The organism is Nonomuraea sp. NPDC005730 (assembly GCF_040630865.1).
Taxonomy (GTDB): Bacteria; Actinomycetota; Actinomycetes; order Streptosporangiales; family Streptosporangiaceae; genus Nonomuraea.
This window is the reverse complement of record NZ_JBEXYK010000048.1, coordinates 15,196-29,854: the sequence shown is the minus strand read 5'-3', so window position 1 is coordinate 29,854 and position 14,659 is coordinate 15,196. Positions and strand designations below refer to the sequence as shown.

13 protein-coding genes are annotated in these 14,659 nt (G+C 72.4%); 8 read left to right on the top strand and 5 right to left on the bottom strand.

Going from position 1 to position 14,659, the window contains the following annotated elements:
- Window positions 1-80: 80 nt before the first annotated feature.
- Window positions 81-1,289, bottom strand: a complete 1,209-nt coding sequence (locus ABZ444_RS36990; RefSeq protein WP_358007535.1) for an acyl-CoA dehydrogenase family protein — start codon at window positions 1,287-1,289, stop codon at window positions 81-83.
- A 174-nt stretch (window positions 1,290-1,463) separates the two neighbouring features.
- Here ABZ444_RS36990 and ABZ444_RS36985 point away from each other — a divergent pair, with 174 nt between their 5' ends.
- The 3 genes from ABZ444_RS36985 to ABZ444_RS36975 are packed head-to-tail and all read left to right on the top strand — an operon-like array spanning window position 1,464 to window position 4,433.
- Window positions 1,464-2,639 (top strand): acyl-CoA dehydrogenase family protein, encoded by a 1,176-nt coding sequence (locus ABZ444_RS36985; RefSeq protein ID WP_358007532.1) that lies wholly within the window; start codon window positions 1,464-1,466, stop codon window positions 2,637-2,639.
- 11 nt (window positions 2,640-2,650) lie between these two features.
- Window positions 2,651-3,052 (top strand): SgcJ/EcaC family oxidoreductase, encoded by a 402-nt coding sequence (locus ABZ444_RS36980; RefSeq protein WP_352359652.1) that lies wholly within the window; start codon window positions 2,651-2,653, stop codon window positions 3,050-3,052.
- Window position 3,053: 1 nt separating this feature from the next.
- Window positions 3,054-4,433, top strand: coding sequence for an FAD-dependent oxidoreductase (locus tag ABZ444_RS36975; RefSeq protein ID WP_358007638.1), 1,380 nt, complete (start codon window positions 3,054-3,056; stop codon window positions 4,431-4,433).
- A gap of 89 nt (window positions 4,434-4,522) precedes the next feature.
- Here the strand turns inward: ABZ444_RS36975 and ABZ444_RS36970 are convergent, their stop codons facing one another.
- On the bottom strand, window positions 4,523-5,677 hold the full coding sequence (locus tag ABZ444_RS36970; RefSeq protein ID WP_358007529.1) for an epoxide hydrolase family protein: 1,155 nt from the start codon (window positions 5,675-5,677) through the stop codon (window positions 4,523-4,525).
- Window positions 5,678-5,718: 41 nt separating this feature from the next.
- Window positions 5,719-7,260, bottom strand: a complete 1,542-nt coding sequence (locus ABZ444_RS36965) for a 4-hydroxyphenylacetate 3-hydroxylase N-terminal domain-containing protein (protein WP_357981981.1) — start codon at window positions 7,258-7,260, stop codon at window positions 5,719-5,721.
- Between the two features lie 153 nt (window positions 7,261-7,413).
- On the opposite strand from ABZ444_RS36965, the gene ABZ444_RS36960 reads away from it, so the two are divergent.
- From ABZ444_RS36960 to ABZ444_RS36950, 3 genes are read left to right on the top strand one after another with little or no spacing between them, the layout of a single operon-like run.
- Window positions 7,414-8,406 carry a methyltransferase gene (locus ABZ444_RS36960; RefSeq protein WP_358007526.1) on the top strand — a complete coding sequence of 331 codons (993 nt, stop codon included), beginning with the start codon at window positions 7,414-7,416 and terminating at the stop codon, window positions 8,404-8,406.
- Complete coding sequence (locus ABZ444_RS36955; RefSeq protein WP_358007523.1) at window positions 8,403-9,614, top strand: cytochrome P450; 1,212 nt, start codon at window positions 8,403-8,405, stop codon at window positions 9,612-9,614. The genes ABZ444_RS36960 and ABZ444_RS36955 overlap by 4 nt, the downstream gene beginning before the upstream one ends.
- Before the next feature lie 49 nt (window positions 9,615-9,663).
- Window positions 9,664-10,866, top strand: a complete 1,203-nt coding sequence (locus ABZ444_RS36950; protein ID WP_358007520.1) for a hypothetical protein — start codon at window positions 9,664-9,666, stop codon at window positions 10,864-10,866.
- A gap of 92 nt (window positions 10,867-10,958) precedes the next feature.
- On the opposite strand, the gene ABZ444_RS36945 is transcribed toward ABZ444_RS36950, so the two are convergent.
- Both ABZ444_RS36945 and ABZ444_RS36940 read right to left on the bottom strand, forming a co-directional pair.
- Window positions 10,959-11,489: a GNAT family protein gene (locus ABZ444_RS36945; RefSeq protein ID WP_358007517.1), complete on the bottom strand. Its 531-nt coding sequence runs from the start codon at window positions 11,487-11,489 to the stop codon at window positions 10,959-10,961.
- A gap of 79 nt (window positions 11,490-11,568) precedes the next feature.
- The gene (locus tag ABZ444_RS36940; protein ID WP_358007514.1) at window positions 11,569-12,534 is read right to left on the bottom strand and encodes an ABC transporter permease subunit; all 966 of its coding nucleotides are present in this window, start codon (window positions 12,532-12,534) and stop codon (window positions 11,569-11,571) included.
- On the opposite strand from ABZ444_RS36940, the gene ABZ444_RS36935 reads away from it, so the two are divergent.
- Window positions 12,478-13,065: a zinc-binding dehydrogenase gene (locus ABZ444_RS36935; protein ID WP_358007511.1), complete on the top strand. Its 588-nt coding sequence runs from the start codon at window positions 12,478-12,480 to the stop codon at window positions 13,063-13,065. The genes ABZ444_RS36940 and ABZ444_RS36935 overlap by 57 nt on opposite strands.
- Window positions 13,066-13,247: 182 nt before the next feature.
- Window positions 13,248-14,657: an FAD-binding protein gene (locus tag ABZ444_RS36930; protein WP_358007508.1), complete on the top strand. Its 1,410-nt coding sequence runs from the start codon at window positions 13,248-13,250 to the stop codon at window positions 14,655-14,657.
- Window positions 14,658-14,659 lie beyond the last annotated feature (2 nt).

The window sequence follows — 14,659 nt, the reverse complement described above, 5'->3', positions numbered from 1 at the left end:
CACACGAGACTGGGCGCACGAGACCGAGCGCACGAGAAGGCGGGCCCGGGGAACCGGGCCCGCCTTGGTCTTCCGAGAGGTCAGTCCAGGCCGAACCGGGCGCGGGACAGCTCCCGGTTGGCCAGGGCCGCCAGGTAGATCGCGAACCCGGCGTGGCTGTGCGTGGTGGACATGTCCCGCCAGATCCGCTCCATGCGCTGGCCGTCCCTGACCGCGCTGGAACCGGCCGTCGGGAACAGGCAGCCCTCCACGGCCCGCCAGGCCAGCCGGGCGACCTCGCGGCTGACGGTGGCCAGGCGCACGTCCCGCTCCCTGGTGAACGCCGCCGGGCCCGCCGCGCAGGTCCGGCTCCACTGCTGGACGGCGTTCGTCATGGCCGCCTCGGCGGCGGCGAGCATGCCGGCGGCCTCGCCGTACCAGTACTGGTAGTCGGGGTCCTCGGCGCGGGTGGTGAACGGCGGGAAGATGGTCGTCCTGGTGCGCATCAGCTCCTCGTAGGCGTCCAGGGCGCCCTGGGCCATGCCCAGCACGACGGCCGCGCTGCCGAGCAGCATGACGCTGAGCGGGCCGCCGCCGTACTCGGGGTTGCCGTGCAGGTCCCGGCCAGGGGTGCCGCCGGTGACGACGGCCTGGCTGAGGTGGATCGGCAGCGTGAGGTGGCCGGGGACGCGGCCGCCGTCCATGGCGATGCTGTGCGAGCCGCTGCCCTTCAGGCCGAGCTGGCCGCCCCAGTCGTCCAGCCGGCGCCACTGGTCGCGCGGCGCGACGAACAACATCGGCTGCCCGTCCACGACGACGTGGCCCATGAAGTGCGTGGCGTACGGGGCTCCCGAGCAGTAGCTCCAGGTGCCGTCGAGGAGCCACCCGCCCTCGCCGTCCGGACGGGCGGAGCCGCCGGGCGCGACCGTGGCCGGGCAGACGAAGTCCCCGCAGGCGAACAGCTCGCTCTGGGCCCGCTCGCCGAACAGCGTGGCCACCGCCAGCGTGTGCGCCGAGCCGAAGGAGTACATCCAGCCGGTGGACGGACAGCCCCGCGCGAGCGTCATCGACACCCGCATGAAGGTCTCCACGCCGAACTCGTAGCCGCCGAAGCGGCGGGGGACCAGGATGCGGTAGAAGCCCGCCCTGGCGAACGCCTCGTGGGTGTCGGGGGCGTAGTAGGTGCGCCGCTCCGTCTCGGCCTGGCGCTCGACCAGGGCGGGCACCATGGCCTCGGCCCTGGCGACGATCTCGTCGGAGGTGAGCCCGGGCTCGGGCGGAGCCATGGGGGCGTGGGTGACGGCTGTCATGCTGCGCGAACCCTTCGTCTCGGGTTTTCCCTCAAGGCTCGCCCGGCCCCGGTGACCTACGCATCTCCGTACGTGCCCGGCAATCCCGCACGCCGGAAGATGCGCCCGTCAACCGGCGAATGGGACGTTCAGGGAGCAGTGTCTCGACTGACGTCCCGGGAGGACATGGTGTTGATGACAGGTGCTCCGGCGCGGGAAGACCTCGTCCGCCGCGCGACGGAGGCAGGCCCTGTCCTGCGCAGGAACGCGGCCTGGGCGGAGGAGAACCGCAGGCTGCACGAGGAGACGATCGGGGCGCTGGCCGAGGCCGGCGTCTTCAGGCTGCGGACGCCGCGCCGCTACGGCGGTTTCGAGGCGGACACGCGCACCCTGGTGGAGGTCGCCGCCGAGCTGGGCCGCGCCGACGGCGCCGCGGCGTGGACGGCCTCGGTCTACTGGATCCCGACCTGGATGGCCGCGCATTTCCCCGAGGCCGTCCAGGACGAGGTGTTCGCCACCCCCGACGTGCGCATCTGCGGCACGCTCAGCCCCACCGCGATGGCCGTGCGCGCCGAGGGCGGCATCGTGGTCAACGGCAAGTGGGGCTTCGTCAGCGGCGCCCACCACAGCCACTGGCAGGAGATCGTGGCCGTCGTCGTCGGCCCGGACAGCGAGCCCGAGCCGGTCATGGCGCTGGTGCCGATGAGCGACCTGACCGTCATCGACGACTGGCACACCTCCGGCCTGCGCGGCACCGGCAGCGTCAGCACCGTGGCCCAGGACCTGTTCGTCCCGGCCGCGCGGGTCATGCCGCTGGGCGCGATCCTCCAGGGACAGCACGCCGACGGCGCCAACGCCGGCTCCCCGATCTACCGTTCGCCGCTGCTGCCCGTGGCCGCCGCCTCCTCGGTCGGGACCGTGCTCGGCCTGGCCAGGGCCGCCCGCGAGGTCTTCTTCGAGCGGCTGCCCGACCGCAAGATCACCTACACCGGGTACGCCAGCCAGAGCGCCGCCCCGCTGACCCACCTCCAGGTCGCCGAGGCCACCTTCAAGATCGACCAGGCCGAGTTCCACGCCCACCGCCTGTCCTCCACCGTGGACGCCAAGGACGCCGACTCCGCCGGGTGGACCGTCGAGGAGCGCGTACGCGCCCGCGCCGACATGGGCGCCGTCTGCCGCCTGGCCAAGGAGGCCGTCGACATCCTGGCCACCGCCAGCGGCGGCTCCTCCATCTACACCGACGTGCCCATCCAGCGCATCGCCCGCGACGTGCACGCCGTCAACCAGCACGCCCTCATGCACCCCAACACCAACGCCGAGCTGTACGGGCGGATTCTGTGCGGCCTCGAACCCGACACCCTCTACATCTGAAGGAGATCGCCATGACCACCGTGTCGGCCCCCGACCAGACCCTCGCCGTCGCCGCCCTGCCGCAGCAGATCATCGCCGCCTGGGCCGCCCACGACGCCGAGGCGTTCGCCGCCGTCTTCACCGAGGACGGCTCCATGATCCTGCCCGGCGTGTACCGCAAGGGCCAGGCCGAGATCCGCGCCTTCATGGCCCACGCCTTCGCCGGGCCGTACCAGGGCACCCAGGTCACCGGGCAGCCCATCGACCTGCGGTTCCTCGCGGAGGACGTCTGCCTGCTGACCACCGAGGGCGGCGTGCTGGCGGCCGGCGAGAGCGAGGTCGCCCCCGAGCGCGCGGTCCGCGCCTCCTGGCTGGCCGTCCGCCGCGACGGGCAGTGGAAGCTGGCCGCCTACCAGAACAGCCCGCGTGACTGAGATGGCCGCTCACGTCGCACAGCGCGCGGTGGTGCTCGGCGGAGGCATGGCGGGGCTGCTGGCCGCGCGCGTGCTCGCCGAGCACTGCGCCGAGGTCCTGCTGGTGGACCGGGACACGCTGACCGGCGCGGCGGGCCCGCGCCGGGGCGTGCCGCACGGCTGCCACGCCCACGCCCTGCTGGCCCGCGGCCAGCAGATCCTGGACGAGCTGTTCCCCGGCCTCACCCAGCAGATGATCGACGACGGGGTGCCCGCCGGAGACCTCGCCACCAGCCTGCGCTGGTACTTCAACGGCCGCCGGCTGCGCCCGGCCCCCACCGGCCTGATCAGCGTCTCGGCCACCAGGCCCGTCCTGGAGGAGCAGGTCAGGAACCGGGTCTCGGCCCTGCCCAACGTGCGCTTCCTGGAGCGCACCGACATCCTCGGGCCGACCGCGACGCCGGCCCGCGACCGGGTCACCGGCGTCCGCGTGCGCGGGACGGACGGCGTCGAGCAGCACCTGGCCTGCGACCTGCTGGTGGACGCGACGGGCCGCGGCTCGCGCACCCCCGCCTGGCTCCAGGAGCTCGGCTTCCCCCGGCCGGACGAGGACCGCGTCAAGATCGGCCTGGCCTACACCACCCGCCACTTCCGCCTGCGCCGCGACCCGTACGGCGAGGACCTGTCGATCAACCCCGTCGCCTCGCCCGCGAACCCGCGCGGCGCTTTCTTCCCCAAGCTGCCCGGCGACATGAGCATGCTCTCCCTCACCGGCATCCTGGGCGACCACCCGCCGGCCGACCTGGAGGGCTTCCTCGCCTTCGCCAAGTCCCTGCCCGTGCCCGACGTCTACGACGCCGTCCGCGACGCCGAACCGCTCGACGAGGGCGTCACCTTCACCTTCCCGGCCAGCGTGCGGCGCCGCTACGAGCGTCTGCCCGCCTTCCCCGACGGCCTGCTGGTGCTGGGCGACGGCGTGTGCAGCTTCAACCCCGTCTACGGCCAGGGCATGACCGTCGCCGCCATGGAGGCGATGATCCTGCGCGAGCACCTCCAGGCGGGCACGGTGCCGCCCTGGCAGGCCTTCTTCAGGGACATCTCGCGGGTCATCGACGTCCCGTGGGATATCTCCGCCGGCGCCGACCTCGCCTTCCCCGGGGTTGAGGGGCGGCGTACCGCCAAGGTGCGCATCGGCAACGCCTACATGGCGCGCCTGCACGCCGCGGCGGCCCGCGACGGCGCGGTCACGGCCGCGTTCATGCGGGTGGCCGGGCTCGTGGACCCGCCGCAGACGCTCATGCGGCCCGCGCTCATGCTGCGGGTCCTGTGCCAGAGCGGCGCCGGCCCCGCGCCGGCCGCCGCCCCCGAGCAGCGCCCGCAGGTGCCGCTGCTCAAGCCCTGACCCCGTCCGAACGACGAAAGGACGCCGGCGGATCCCGCCGGCGTCCTTTTCGCGCCGCGCCTGCCTCAGCGGCCCCTTTCGCGCCGCGCCTACCGCAGCGAGCGGGCGAACGCGCGGACGTCGCCCACCAGCAGCTCCGGCTGCTCCATGGCGGCGAAGTGGCCGCCGCGCTCGAACTCGGTCCAGTGGCTGATCGTCGGGATGTCCCGGTCGGCCAGCCGGCGCACCGGCACGAAGATGTCCCTGGGGAAGACCGCCACGCCCACGGGCACGGTGATGGGCGGCGGCCGGTGCCCCTCAGCGGCCATCTTCAGCCCCGCCGCGCCCTCGTAGTAGAAGCGCGCCGACGACCCGGCGGTCGCGGTCAGCCAGTAGATCGACACGTTGGCCAGCATCCGGTCCCGGTCCACGGCGTCCTCGGGCGCCTTGTCGGAGTCCGTCCAGTCGTGGAACTTCTCCACGATCCAGGCGAGCTGCCCCACGGGCGAGTCGGTGAGCGCGTACGCCAGCGTCTGCGGGCGGGTGGACTGCAGCTTCATGTAGCCCGACAGCTCCTCGTCGAACCGGGCCAGCCCGGCCAGCCGCCCCTGCTCGGCGGGCGACAGGCCGGCCAGCTCGGCCGGATCGCCCGAGGGGAAGGCCATCAGCATGTTGACGTGCGCGCCGATCACGTGCTCGGGGGCCAGCCTGGCCAGCTCCAGCGAGATCACCGCGCCCGCGTCGCCGCCCTGCGCCAGGTAGCGGTCGTAGCCCAGCCGGCGCATCAGCTCGGCCCACGCCAGCGCCACCCGGTACGGATGCCAGCCCGCCTCCCTGGTGTGCCCGGAGAACCCGAACCCCGGGATCGACGGGATGACCAGGTGGAAGGCGTCGGCCGGGTCGCCGCCGTGCGCGCGCGGGTCGGTGAGCGGCCCGATCACGTCCAGGAACTCGGCGACCGAGCCCGGCCAGCCGTGCGTCAGCAGCAGCGGCACGGCCTGCGGCTCCGGCGAGCGCACGTGCAGGAAGTGCACGTCGGCGCCGTCGATCTCGGTCACGAACTGCGGGTGCCGGTTCAGCTCGGCCTCGGCCGCCCGCCAGTCGAAGCCGTGCCGCCAGTGGTCGGCCAGCTCCTTGAGGTAGCCCAGCGGCACGCCGCGCTCCCAGCCGGTGCCGGGCAGCTCGTCCGGCCAGCGGGTGGCGTCGATCCTGCGGTGCAGGTCGGCCAGCTCGGCCTCGGGGATGTCGATGCGGAATGGACGCATGGGTGGTCCGCCCTTCTCTTGTCAGGGTTGGGTCGAGCAGGTCAGCCGGTGCCGGTGCGCCGCAGCTCCTCGAAGGAGGACAGGTCGGGCACCGTCCAGCCGTCCAGGTCGTACTCGCCGAGGCAGCGGTCGACGAAGGCCGCGTACTCGTCGAGCTGGCCGCCGGCCATCTGCGAGAACAGCAGCTCGACCCGGGTGTTCTCGTGGTTGCCGCCGTAGTTGCGCTCGTAGAGCTCGTGGCGGCCGCCGAACTCCGAGCCGATCGCGTCCCACAGCAGCTTCATCACCTTGACGCGGCCCTCGGCGTCGGTGCCGTCCGAACCCCGCAGGTATTTGTCCAGGTACGGGCGGATGTCGGGGTTCTTGAAGTCGGCCGCGCCGGAGTTGACGTAGATGAGCCCGCTGGCCACGTCCTGAAGGATGATCTCCTTGATCCGCGGGTAGCCGATCTGCATGAACCAGCGGTAGGCCAGGCCGTACTGCGGGTTGGGCAGCAGGGCGCCGTTGCGCCACTCCACCGGGTTGCGGGCGGCGGCGTCCGACAGCGCCCAGAACAGGTTGCGCCAGGCCAGCACCTCGCCGATCCGGGTCTGCACGCCGCGGAAGTCCTTGGTGCCGGTGATCTCCAGCGCCCTGACCAGCAGCCCGGCGATGAACTCCAGCTTGACCGCCAGCCGGGTGCAGCCGTGGAAGGTGAACCGCTCGGTGAAGCCCGACTGGCCGGTGAACAGCTGCGCCTTGCCGAGATCGCCGTAGATGAACACGTTCTCCCAGGGGATGAGCACCTTGTCCAGGACGAGGATGCTGTCGTTCTCGTCCAGCCGGGAGGAGAGCGGGTAGTCGAACGGGCCGCCGGTCAGCGCCGCGGCCATGCCGTAGGACGGGCGGCAGATCAGCTTCAGGCCCTGCGCGTCCATCGGCACGGTGGCCACCAGCGCGAACTCGCGCTTCTTGACCGGCAGGCCGTAGTGGGCGATGAAGTTGTAGTGCGTCAGCGCCGAGCCGGTCGCCACCACCTTCGCGCCGCTCACCACGAGCCCCGCGTCGGTCTCCCGCTCGACGTGCACGTAGACGTCGTTGACCTCGTCCGGCGGCCGGTTGCGGTCGACCGGCGGGTGCACGATCGCGTGGTTCCAGAACAGCACCTTCTCCTGCGACTCGCGGTACCAGCGGCGGGCGTTGCCGTCGAAGGGCGCGTAGAAGCCGGCGTTGGCGCCGAGCGTGCCGAGGAAGGAGGCCTTGTAGTCGGGGCTGCGGCCCATCCAGCCGTAGCTCATCCTGGCCCACGTCGCGATGGCCCGCTGGTCGGCGACCAGGTCCTCGACCGTGCGCGGGGTGGTGAAGAAGCGGTGCGTGTAACCCTCGCCGCCGCTGTCGGTGGGGCAGGTCAGCAGCTCACGGGTGCCGTCGGCGTGGAGGGCGTCGTAGAGCCTGGCGGTCATCCGCACCGGGTTGTGGAAGGCCGGGTGCTCGGTGACGTCCTTGACGCGGTCACCGTAGAGGTAGATCTCACGATCGTCACGCAGGCTCTCGACGTACTCGCTGCCCGTGAGCGGGCGGGTCTTCGGCGCGGCATCGGGCATCGGACATCTCCCAGGGCAGGCAGCACGGTGCATCCTCAGCGTGGCACCCGGGCCCGCGGCGGCCATCTCGCGATGTGCGCTGTTCCGCCGGCGTGGGCACGGGCGGCATTCTGGAAGGTGCCCGTACGCGCGCCCCGATGTGACGATGACCGCGTGACGGAGCATCGCCTGTGGGCGCTGGCCCACCTGGGAACCCCGATGGCGATCCGGGTGGCCGCGACGCTGAGGATCGCCGACCGGCTCGCCAAGGGGCCGGCCACCGGAGCCGAACTCGCCCCCGCCGTGGGCGCCGACCCCGGCGTGCTGGAGCGCCTCATGCGCTACCTGGCCGCCAGGGGAGTGCTCGGCCGCGACGACGACGGCAGGTACACGCTGACCGCCATCGGCGAGGAGCTGCGCGACGACCATCCGGCCGGGATGCGCGCCATGCTGGACATCGAGGGCTGGGAGGGCCGGGCCGAACTGGCCTTCGCCCACCTGCTGCACAGCGTGCGCACCGGCGAGGCGGCCTTCCCCCGCCAGTTCGGCCGCTCCTTCTGGGCGGACCTGGCCGCCGACCCGGCCCGCGCCGCCGCGTTCGACGCGCGCATGGCCGCCGAGGTCCCCGGCCGGGCCCCCGCCATCGTGGCCGGCTACGAGTGGGGAAGCCTCGGCCGGATCGTCGACGTCGGCGGCGGCGACGGATCCCTGCTCATCGCGCTGCTCACCGCCTACCCCGGCCTGCGCGGCACGGTCGTCGACCAGCCGGCCACCGCGCGGGCCGCCGCCGCGGCGCTGGCGGCCGCCGGCCTGTCCGGCCGCGGCGAGGCCGTGGCGGGCAGCTTCTTCGACCCGCTGCCGCCAGGCGCCGACGGCTACCTGCTGTCGTGGATCCTGCACGACTGGAGCGACGACGACGCCGCCGTCATCCTGGGCCGCTGCGCCGAGGCGGCCGGGCCGGACGGCTCGGTCTTCGTGGTGGAGGACTTCGGCCCCGACGGCGAGTCGCCGCGTACCGGGATGGACCTGCGCATGCTCGTCTACTACGGAGGCCGCGAGCGCGCCGTCGGCGACCTGCGGGCCCTGGCCGGTCGGTGCGGCCTGGAGGTCGCCTCGGTGCATCCGGCGGGCGCGCTGCGGATCGTCCGGCTGGTGGCACGCCCGTGACGCCCGCCGAGATCGTCGCCGCCCTGGTCGCCCCCGAGGGCCGCCGCGACCCCTACCCGCTGTACGAGCTGCTGCGCGCCCACGGCCCGGTCGTCCCGGTACGCCCCGGTCTCACGGTCGCCGTCGGCTACGCCGAGATCAACCGCGCGCTGCGCGACAACCGCCTCCGCGTCCAGGACGCCGCCGGGTACGACCACATCTATCCCGCCTGGCGCTCGCACTCCTCGCTGCGCGGCTACACCGACTCCATGCTGTACCGCAACCCGCCCGGCCACACCCAGACCCGGCGCCTGGTCAGCAGCGGCTTCACGCCCGCCCGCGTGGCCGGGATGCAGGAGTCGGTCGAGCGGATGGTCCACCGGCTGCTGGACCGGCTGGCCGACCTCGGCGCCGGCGGCACGCCCGTCGACTACGTCGCCGAGTTCGCCTCCCGGCTGCCGATCGCCGTCATCAGCGCGCTCATCGGCGTGGCCGAGGACGACCAGAAATGGTTCCGCCAGGTCGCCTCGGACCTGACGATCGCCCTGGAGGGCATCACCAACGTCTCCAGGCTGTCCATCGCCGACAAGGCCATGGACGAACTGGCCGGCTACTTCGGCGAGCTGATCGACGACCGCCGCCGCCACCCCGCCGACGACATGCTGACCGCGCTCGTACGCGCCCACGACGACGGCACCCGGCTCAGCCACGACGAGCTGGTCGGCAACCTCATGCTGCTGCTGACCGCCGGGTTCGAGACGACGAGCTTCCTGCTCGGGCACGGGCTGCGGCTGGCGTTCGAGCACCCGGACCAGGCCGCGCGGCTGCGCGAGGAGCCGGGCTTCGCCACCGCGTACGTGGAGGAGGTCCTGCGGTTCGAGGCGCCCGTCCAGGCGACCAGCCGGTGGGCCGAGACGGCGACCGACATCTCCGGCGTCTCGGTGCCGGGCGGGACGAAGGTCGTCCTCATGCTCGCCGCCGGGAACCGGGACCCGCGCCGTTTCCCCGACCCGGCCCGCTTCGACCCCGACCGGCCGGACGTCCAGCCGCTCAGCTTCGGCGCCGGGCCGCACTTCTGCCTGGGGGCGCCGCTGTCGCGCATGGAGGCCCGCATCGCGCTGCCGCTGCTCCTGCGGCGTTTCCCGGCGCTGTCCGCGGCCGAGCCACCGGACCATCGCGACCGCTGGGTGGGCCGCGGCCTCCACCGCTTCCTCGTCACCACCTCCTGACCGCCAGGCCCTTCCTTCCTGTCGGACCGCTCCTCTAGGGTTCCCTCCCGTGTCCCGACGATCATGGGCTTTATGGGGTGCGGCCACGCTCACCGCGCTCGCTCCCGGCCTCCACGACCTGATCCGGTTGCTGCTGTCCGGGGACGACGGCTCCCGGTACTACTCGTACATGTCCTTCGGGCAGTGCACGGGCGACCGGATCCACACCCTGATCCAGGGCCTCCCGATCTGGGAACTCCCGATCTTCGACTTCGGCGGCGCGCCGCTGCTCGTCCTGGCCCTGGTCGGCTGGTACGCGGGCGTACGCACCGGACGGCACCGGCTCGGCCGCCTCCTCGCCCGCTGCGTGGTCGCGCTGCTGCTCCTGTCACGCCTGCCCGGTCCGCTGCTGCTCCTGCTCGACGGGGCGTACGGCCCGGGCTGCATGGACGCGTGGGGGCCGCCGGAGATGGTGAGCGCACAGGTGGGCTGGGGCCTGTACTTCCTGGTGCCGCCGATCCTGGTCCTGCTCGCGGTACGGGCGCCGCGCCGGGCGTTCGTCCGGCGCGGCCGCCTGGCGCGCACGACCGCCACGATCCTGACCGTGGCGGCGACCCTGCTGGCCGCGGCGCAGGCGGCCCCGGCCGGCAAGGTGAGCACCGACGGCGAGCTCGACTGCGCCGGCTTCGGCGACGGCACGGCCACCTGGCTGACCGAGGCGGAGAAAAGGTTCCTGTGCGAGGTCCGCGGATACAGCACCTTCCGCGCCGAGGGCGGCATCGAGGGCTGGCAGGACGCCTCTGACCAGGTGGTGGTCACGCAAGGACACCACCTGTGCCGTCTGGCCACCCGGCACGGCGGAGACCTCGGCGCGCCGGCCGTCCGGGACGCGCCGCACGGGTCGCTGGCGGACGCGCTCGACCCGTTGTGCCCCGCGGTGGTCCGGTGGCGGGAGCGGGAGGGCGCGCGGCAGCAGGCCGAGGCGGCGGCCTACCAGGCGGCGAAGGAGAAGGCCTGCGCCCGGCACCGGACACACCGTGCGAAGATCAGGCCCGTACGGCAGCGCCGCGCCACCATGTGGACCGAGTTCTGGACTCTCCTCGGATGGGAGAAGGGGTTCGAGGGCAACGTCCCTGACCTGGTCGGCGAACTGGTCGGCAGCGGGCGCGGCGCGTTGGCGATCTGGGCGGCCGACGAGAGCGGCCACGCCTGCGTCTTCCCGGACGTGCGGTCCGGCCGGTCGCCGGCACGGGCTCGGCGGCGGTCAGGCTGAAGGCCCGTGACCGGGCGCAACTGGTGGTCTTCGCCATGCGCTCCGGCCTGCGCCCACCGATCTGAACGCCTACCGGGTCAGCTTCCGGACCCTCAGCCGGTGAGCTCGCTCGCCAACAGCCCCATCATCAGGTAGTCGTACAACTTGCCGCCGGTCCGGAAGGACTCCCGCTTGCGGCCCTCCTGGACGAAGCCCACCCGCTCGTAGGCCCGGACGGCGGCGGTGTTCTCGGCGGCCACCCAGAGGGTGACGCGGTGCATGCCGACCTCCTCGAACACGAACCGGCATGCCACCCGGAGGGCGTCGGTGGCATAACCCTTGCCCCAGGCGTCGCGGTCGCCGATGGCGAAGCTCTGCAGGGTGATGTCGCGGGCCACGAAGTCGGTGTCGCCCAGGGAGGCGTAGCCGATCAGCCGGGGGGCGTCGAGGGGTTCGATGCCCAGGAGCATCTGCTCGAAGGTGTTGCGGGGACGGTCCAGGCCCTTGGCCATGTTCTGGGCCAGGGAGATGGGCGGAGCGCTGTTCATCCAGCGGCCCACCTCCGGGTCGTGGTACCAGCGCCACATGGGCTCGCTGTCAGCGGGTTCGAGGGCGCGCAGGCGGACGAGATCTCCGGTCAACATGGGTCAAGTGGTAGCCGAAGGGCCAGATCACGGGCAAACGGTTTAAACATCACCATGGGCAGGAGTTCGGCCGCCGGGGTCATCTCTCCACCCCCGTACTCATGATGCCGCGCACGAACGTGCGCTGGAAACAGATGAGAAGGATCACTGGTACGGCGATCGTCATCATGGCGCCGGCCTGGATGTAGGCGGGTTTCGTCGAGTACAGGCCGTTGAAGGCGGCCAGGCCCACCTGCAGCGGCTGGAGCTCGGGCCGGCCGGAGAGGTAGACGAGCGGGGTGAAGTAGTCGTTCCAGGTGTAGACGAAGTTGAACAGGGTGACGGCGGTGATCGCCGGCCACGCCTGCGGCACGATCACCGAACGCAGCGTGCGCAGCGGTCCGGCGCCGTCGATCGAGGCCGCTTCGTCCATCTCGCGCGGGATGGTGAGGAAGTACTGCCGTAGCAGGAAGACGCTGTAGGCGTTGGCGAAGAAGGCCGGCACGAGCAGCGGCAGCCAGGTGACGACCCATCCGATCTGCGCGAAGACGGTATATGTCGGGATCAGCGTCACCGCGCTGGGCAGGAAGATCGTGGCGATGAGCAGGGTGAACAGCGGCCCGCGGCCGGGGAAGCGGGCGAAGCCACAGGCGACCAGCGTGCACGACAGGACGGTCCCGATCGTGCTGATCACCGCCAGTGCGATGGTGTTGAGCAAGTACTGCACGACCTCGACGACCGCGAGGATCATCGTGTAGAAGATCACCGGTGACATCATCGGGATCGTCACGTGCCGCAGCCGGCGCAACCATCCGGCGCCGTCCAGCCGGGCGGCGTCGTACAACGCGGTGGGGATGCCGCGCAGCCCCGCCAGGTTGATGATGATGCCCGAGCCGAGCCCCCACAGGCCGATCATGACGAGCCCGGGGATCACCCAGGCGGGGTCGCTCAGCCGGCTCGGCGCGCCGCCCACGCCGAGCCGGCGCAGCGCGGTATTGATCCATCCGTCGTGGTCCTGGGACTCGGCCCGGTGGGTCAGCTGGTCGTCCAGTACGCGGTCGCGCATGGAGCCTCCCGCGTCGTCGCCGTCGACACCGATGCCAGGCGACTCGACCTGGCGCGGACGAGTGGCGCGAGCGACCTGATCGCGGCCACCGCGGCCGACGCCCGTGCCGCCGTCGCCGACCTGACCGGCGGCCGGCTCGCCGAGGTGGTCTTCGACGTCACCGGCAACCCCGCCGTGCTCTCCCCAGGCGGTACGGCCGGCCCGCCCGCTGGGCCGGGTCGTCCTTCTCGGCGACACGCCCACGCCGTCCCGGCAGATGCTCGGCCCCGGCGTGGTCAGCAATTCGCTGACCATCCTCGGGGCGCACGCCGACCTCGTCTCCGACGACCCGTCAGCCGGCCCGCTCAACCGCGACGCGGTGACCGGGTTGTACTTCCGCCGCCTCGCCTCCGGCACGTCCCGGACCGCCGGAATGATCTCCGAGCAGGTGTCCCCCTGGATGCGGCATCCACCTACGCACGTCTGCGGGACGGCGGCGCCCCGGCCGGAGCGCTCTGCTTCGACTGGACCGGCGCGAAGCGGGAACAGTGACCGCCCACCCCACGCTCTGCCCGAAGGGCCCTGGTAACCCTTTTATGGCTGTCATCCGGATTCGTTCAGGTGGCGCGGCCAAGTGCTGTCGGCGATTATCGACGCGACGTGACCGCGCTGCGAGGGGGTCGGGTATGACGTGGTATCCGTGGAGACGAGCGTTACTCACGACGGGGGCGGCCGTGGTCGGCTTCGATCCGTCCACGCGCACGTGGGTCACCGACGCCGCCCGGTCTCAGGGGATGGTCGACCTGCCGCCGCTGAAGGGCAAGGTGGTGACCGATCCCGCCTCGCGCGGCCAGGCGGCCGACGACTTCGGGCACCTGGTCCATCGGACCTCAGGGGCCGTGCTGGAGCCCGGCGCGGTGTCGGACATCATGCTGATGATGAAGTACTGCCGCACGCACGACCTGCAGGTGGCCGCGCGCGGCCAGGGACACGCCACCTTCGGCCAGGGCCAGGTCGCGGGCGGTCTGATCATCGACATGACCCCGCTCAACGCGATCGAGGTGCGGGAGGACACGGCCGTCGTGGAGGCGGGTGCGCTCTGGAGCAGCCTGGCGCAGGCGACCCTGGTCCACGGCCTGACCCCTCCGGTCTTCACCGACTACCTGGAGCTCTCGGTCGGCGGCACGCTCTCGGTCGGCGGCGTCGGCGGCCAGACCCACCACCACGGATCCCAGGCGGACAGCGTCGTGGAGCTGGAGGTCGTCACGGGGGAGGCCGGCCTCAGGAGGTGTTCCGCGCGGCTGCGCCCCGACCTCTTCCGCGCGGCGCTGGCGGGAAGAGGACAGTGCGGCATCATCACCAAGGCCACCCTGCGCCTGCTGCCCGCCCCCACGACGGTCCGCCACTACCTGCTCACCTACCCGAGCGTCGCCGCGCTGACCGCCGACCAGCGGCGCGTGGTCAACGACGGCCGCTTCGCCTACGTGGAGGGAGAGCTCGAACTGCCGACCGGCTCCGCCGGCTGGAGTCACCAGCTCGAAGCGGTCGCCTTCTTCGACGGCACGACCCCGCCCGACGACGCCAGGCTGCTCGCCGGGCTGGGCGACCAGCCCGGCGACCGGCAGATCCAGGACATGTCCTACTTCGACTTCCTCAACCGGCTCGCCCCGGGCGTCGCCGAACTGAAGTCCACAGGCGAGTGGTACCGCCCGCACCCGTGGTGGAACATGTTCCTGCCCGCGAGCCGTACCGACGCCTTCGTGGAGGCCGTCATCAAGGACCTGACCGAGACCGAGGTCGGCGCCAGCGGCGTGGTCCTGCTCTATCCCTTCCCCCGCGACCGCCTGCACCTGCCCTTGCTGCGCGTGCCCGACGAGGAGACGGTCTTCCTCTTCACCCTGCTCAGAACCGCCTCGTACGGAGCCGAGGACCCGCAGGACATGGTGGCGGCCAACCGTTCCCTCTACCTGCGCGCCCAGGCCGTCGGGGGTTACCAGTACCCGGTGGGCTCCATACCCACCACGCCCGAGGAGTGGCGCACCCACTACGGCCCCGCGTGGGCCGCCTTCGAGGCGGCCCACGAACGCTACGACCCCGACGGAATCCTCACTCCGGGCCAGGGCGTCTTCCCTCCAGGACCGTGAAG

Excerpts from the sequence above, each read along its gene's own strand:
- ABZ444_RS36990 (WP_358007535.1), bottom strand. The coding sequence starts at position 1,289 with ATGACAGCCGTCACCCACGCCCCCATGGCTCCGCCCGAGCCCGGGCTC.
- ABZ444_RS36985 (WP_358007532.1), top strand. The coding sequence starts at position 1,464 with ATGACAGGTGCTCCGGCGCGGGAAGACCTCGTCCGCCGCGCGACGGAG.
- ABZ444_RS36980 (WP_352359652.1), top strand. The coding sequence starts at position 2,651 with ATGACCACCGTGTCGGCCCCCGACCAGACCCTCGCCGTCGCCGCCCTG.
- ABZ444_RS36975 (WP_358007638.1), top strand. The coding sequence starts at position 3,054 with ATGGCCGCTCACGTCGCACAGCGCGCGGTGGTGCTCGGCGGAGGCATG.
- ABZ444_RS36970 (WP_358007529.1), bottom strand. The coding sequence starts at position 5,677 with ATGCGTCCATTCCGCATCGACATCCCCGAGGCCGAGCTGGCCGACCTG.
- ABZ444_RS36965 (WP_357981981.1), bottom strand. The coding sequence starts at position 7,260 with ATGCCCGATGCCGCGCCGAAGACCCGCCCGCTCACGGGCAGCGAGTAC.
- ABZ444_RS36945 (WP_358007517.1), bottom strand. The coding sequence starts at position 11,489 with ATGTTGACCGGAGATCTCGTCCGCCTGCGCGCCCTCGAACCCGCTGAC.
- ABZ444_RS36940 (WP_358007514.1), bottom strand. The coding sequence starts at position 12,534 with ATGCGCGACCGCGTACTGGACGACCAGCTGACCCACCGGGCCGAGTCC.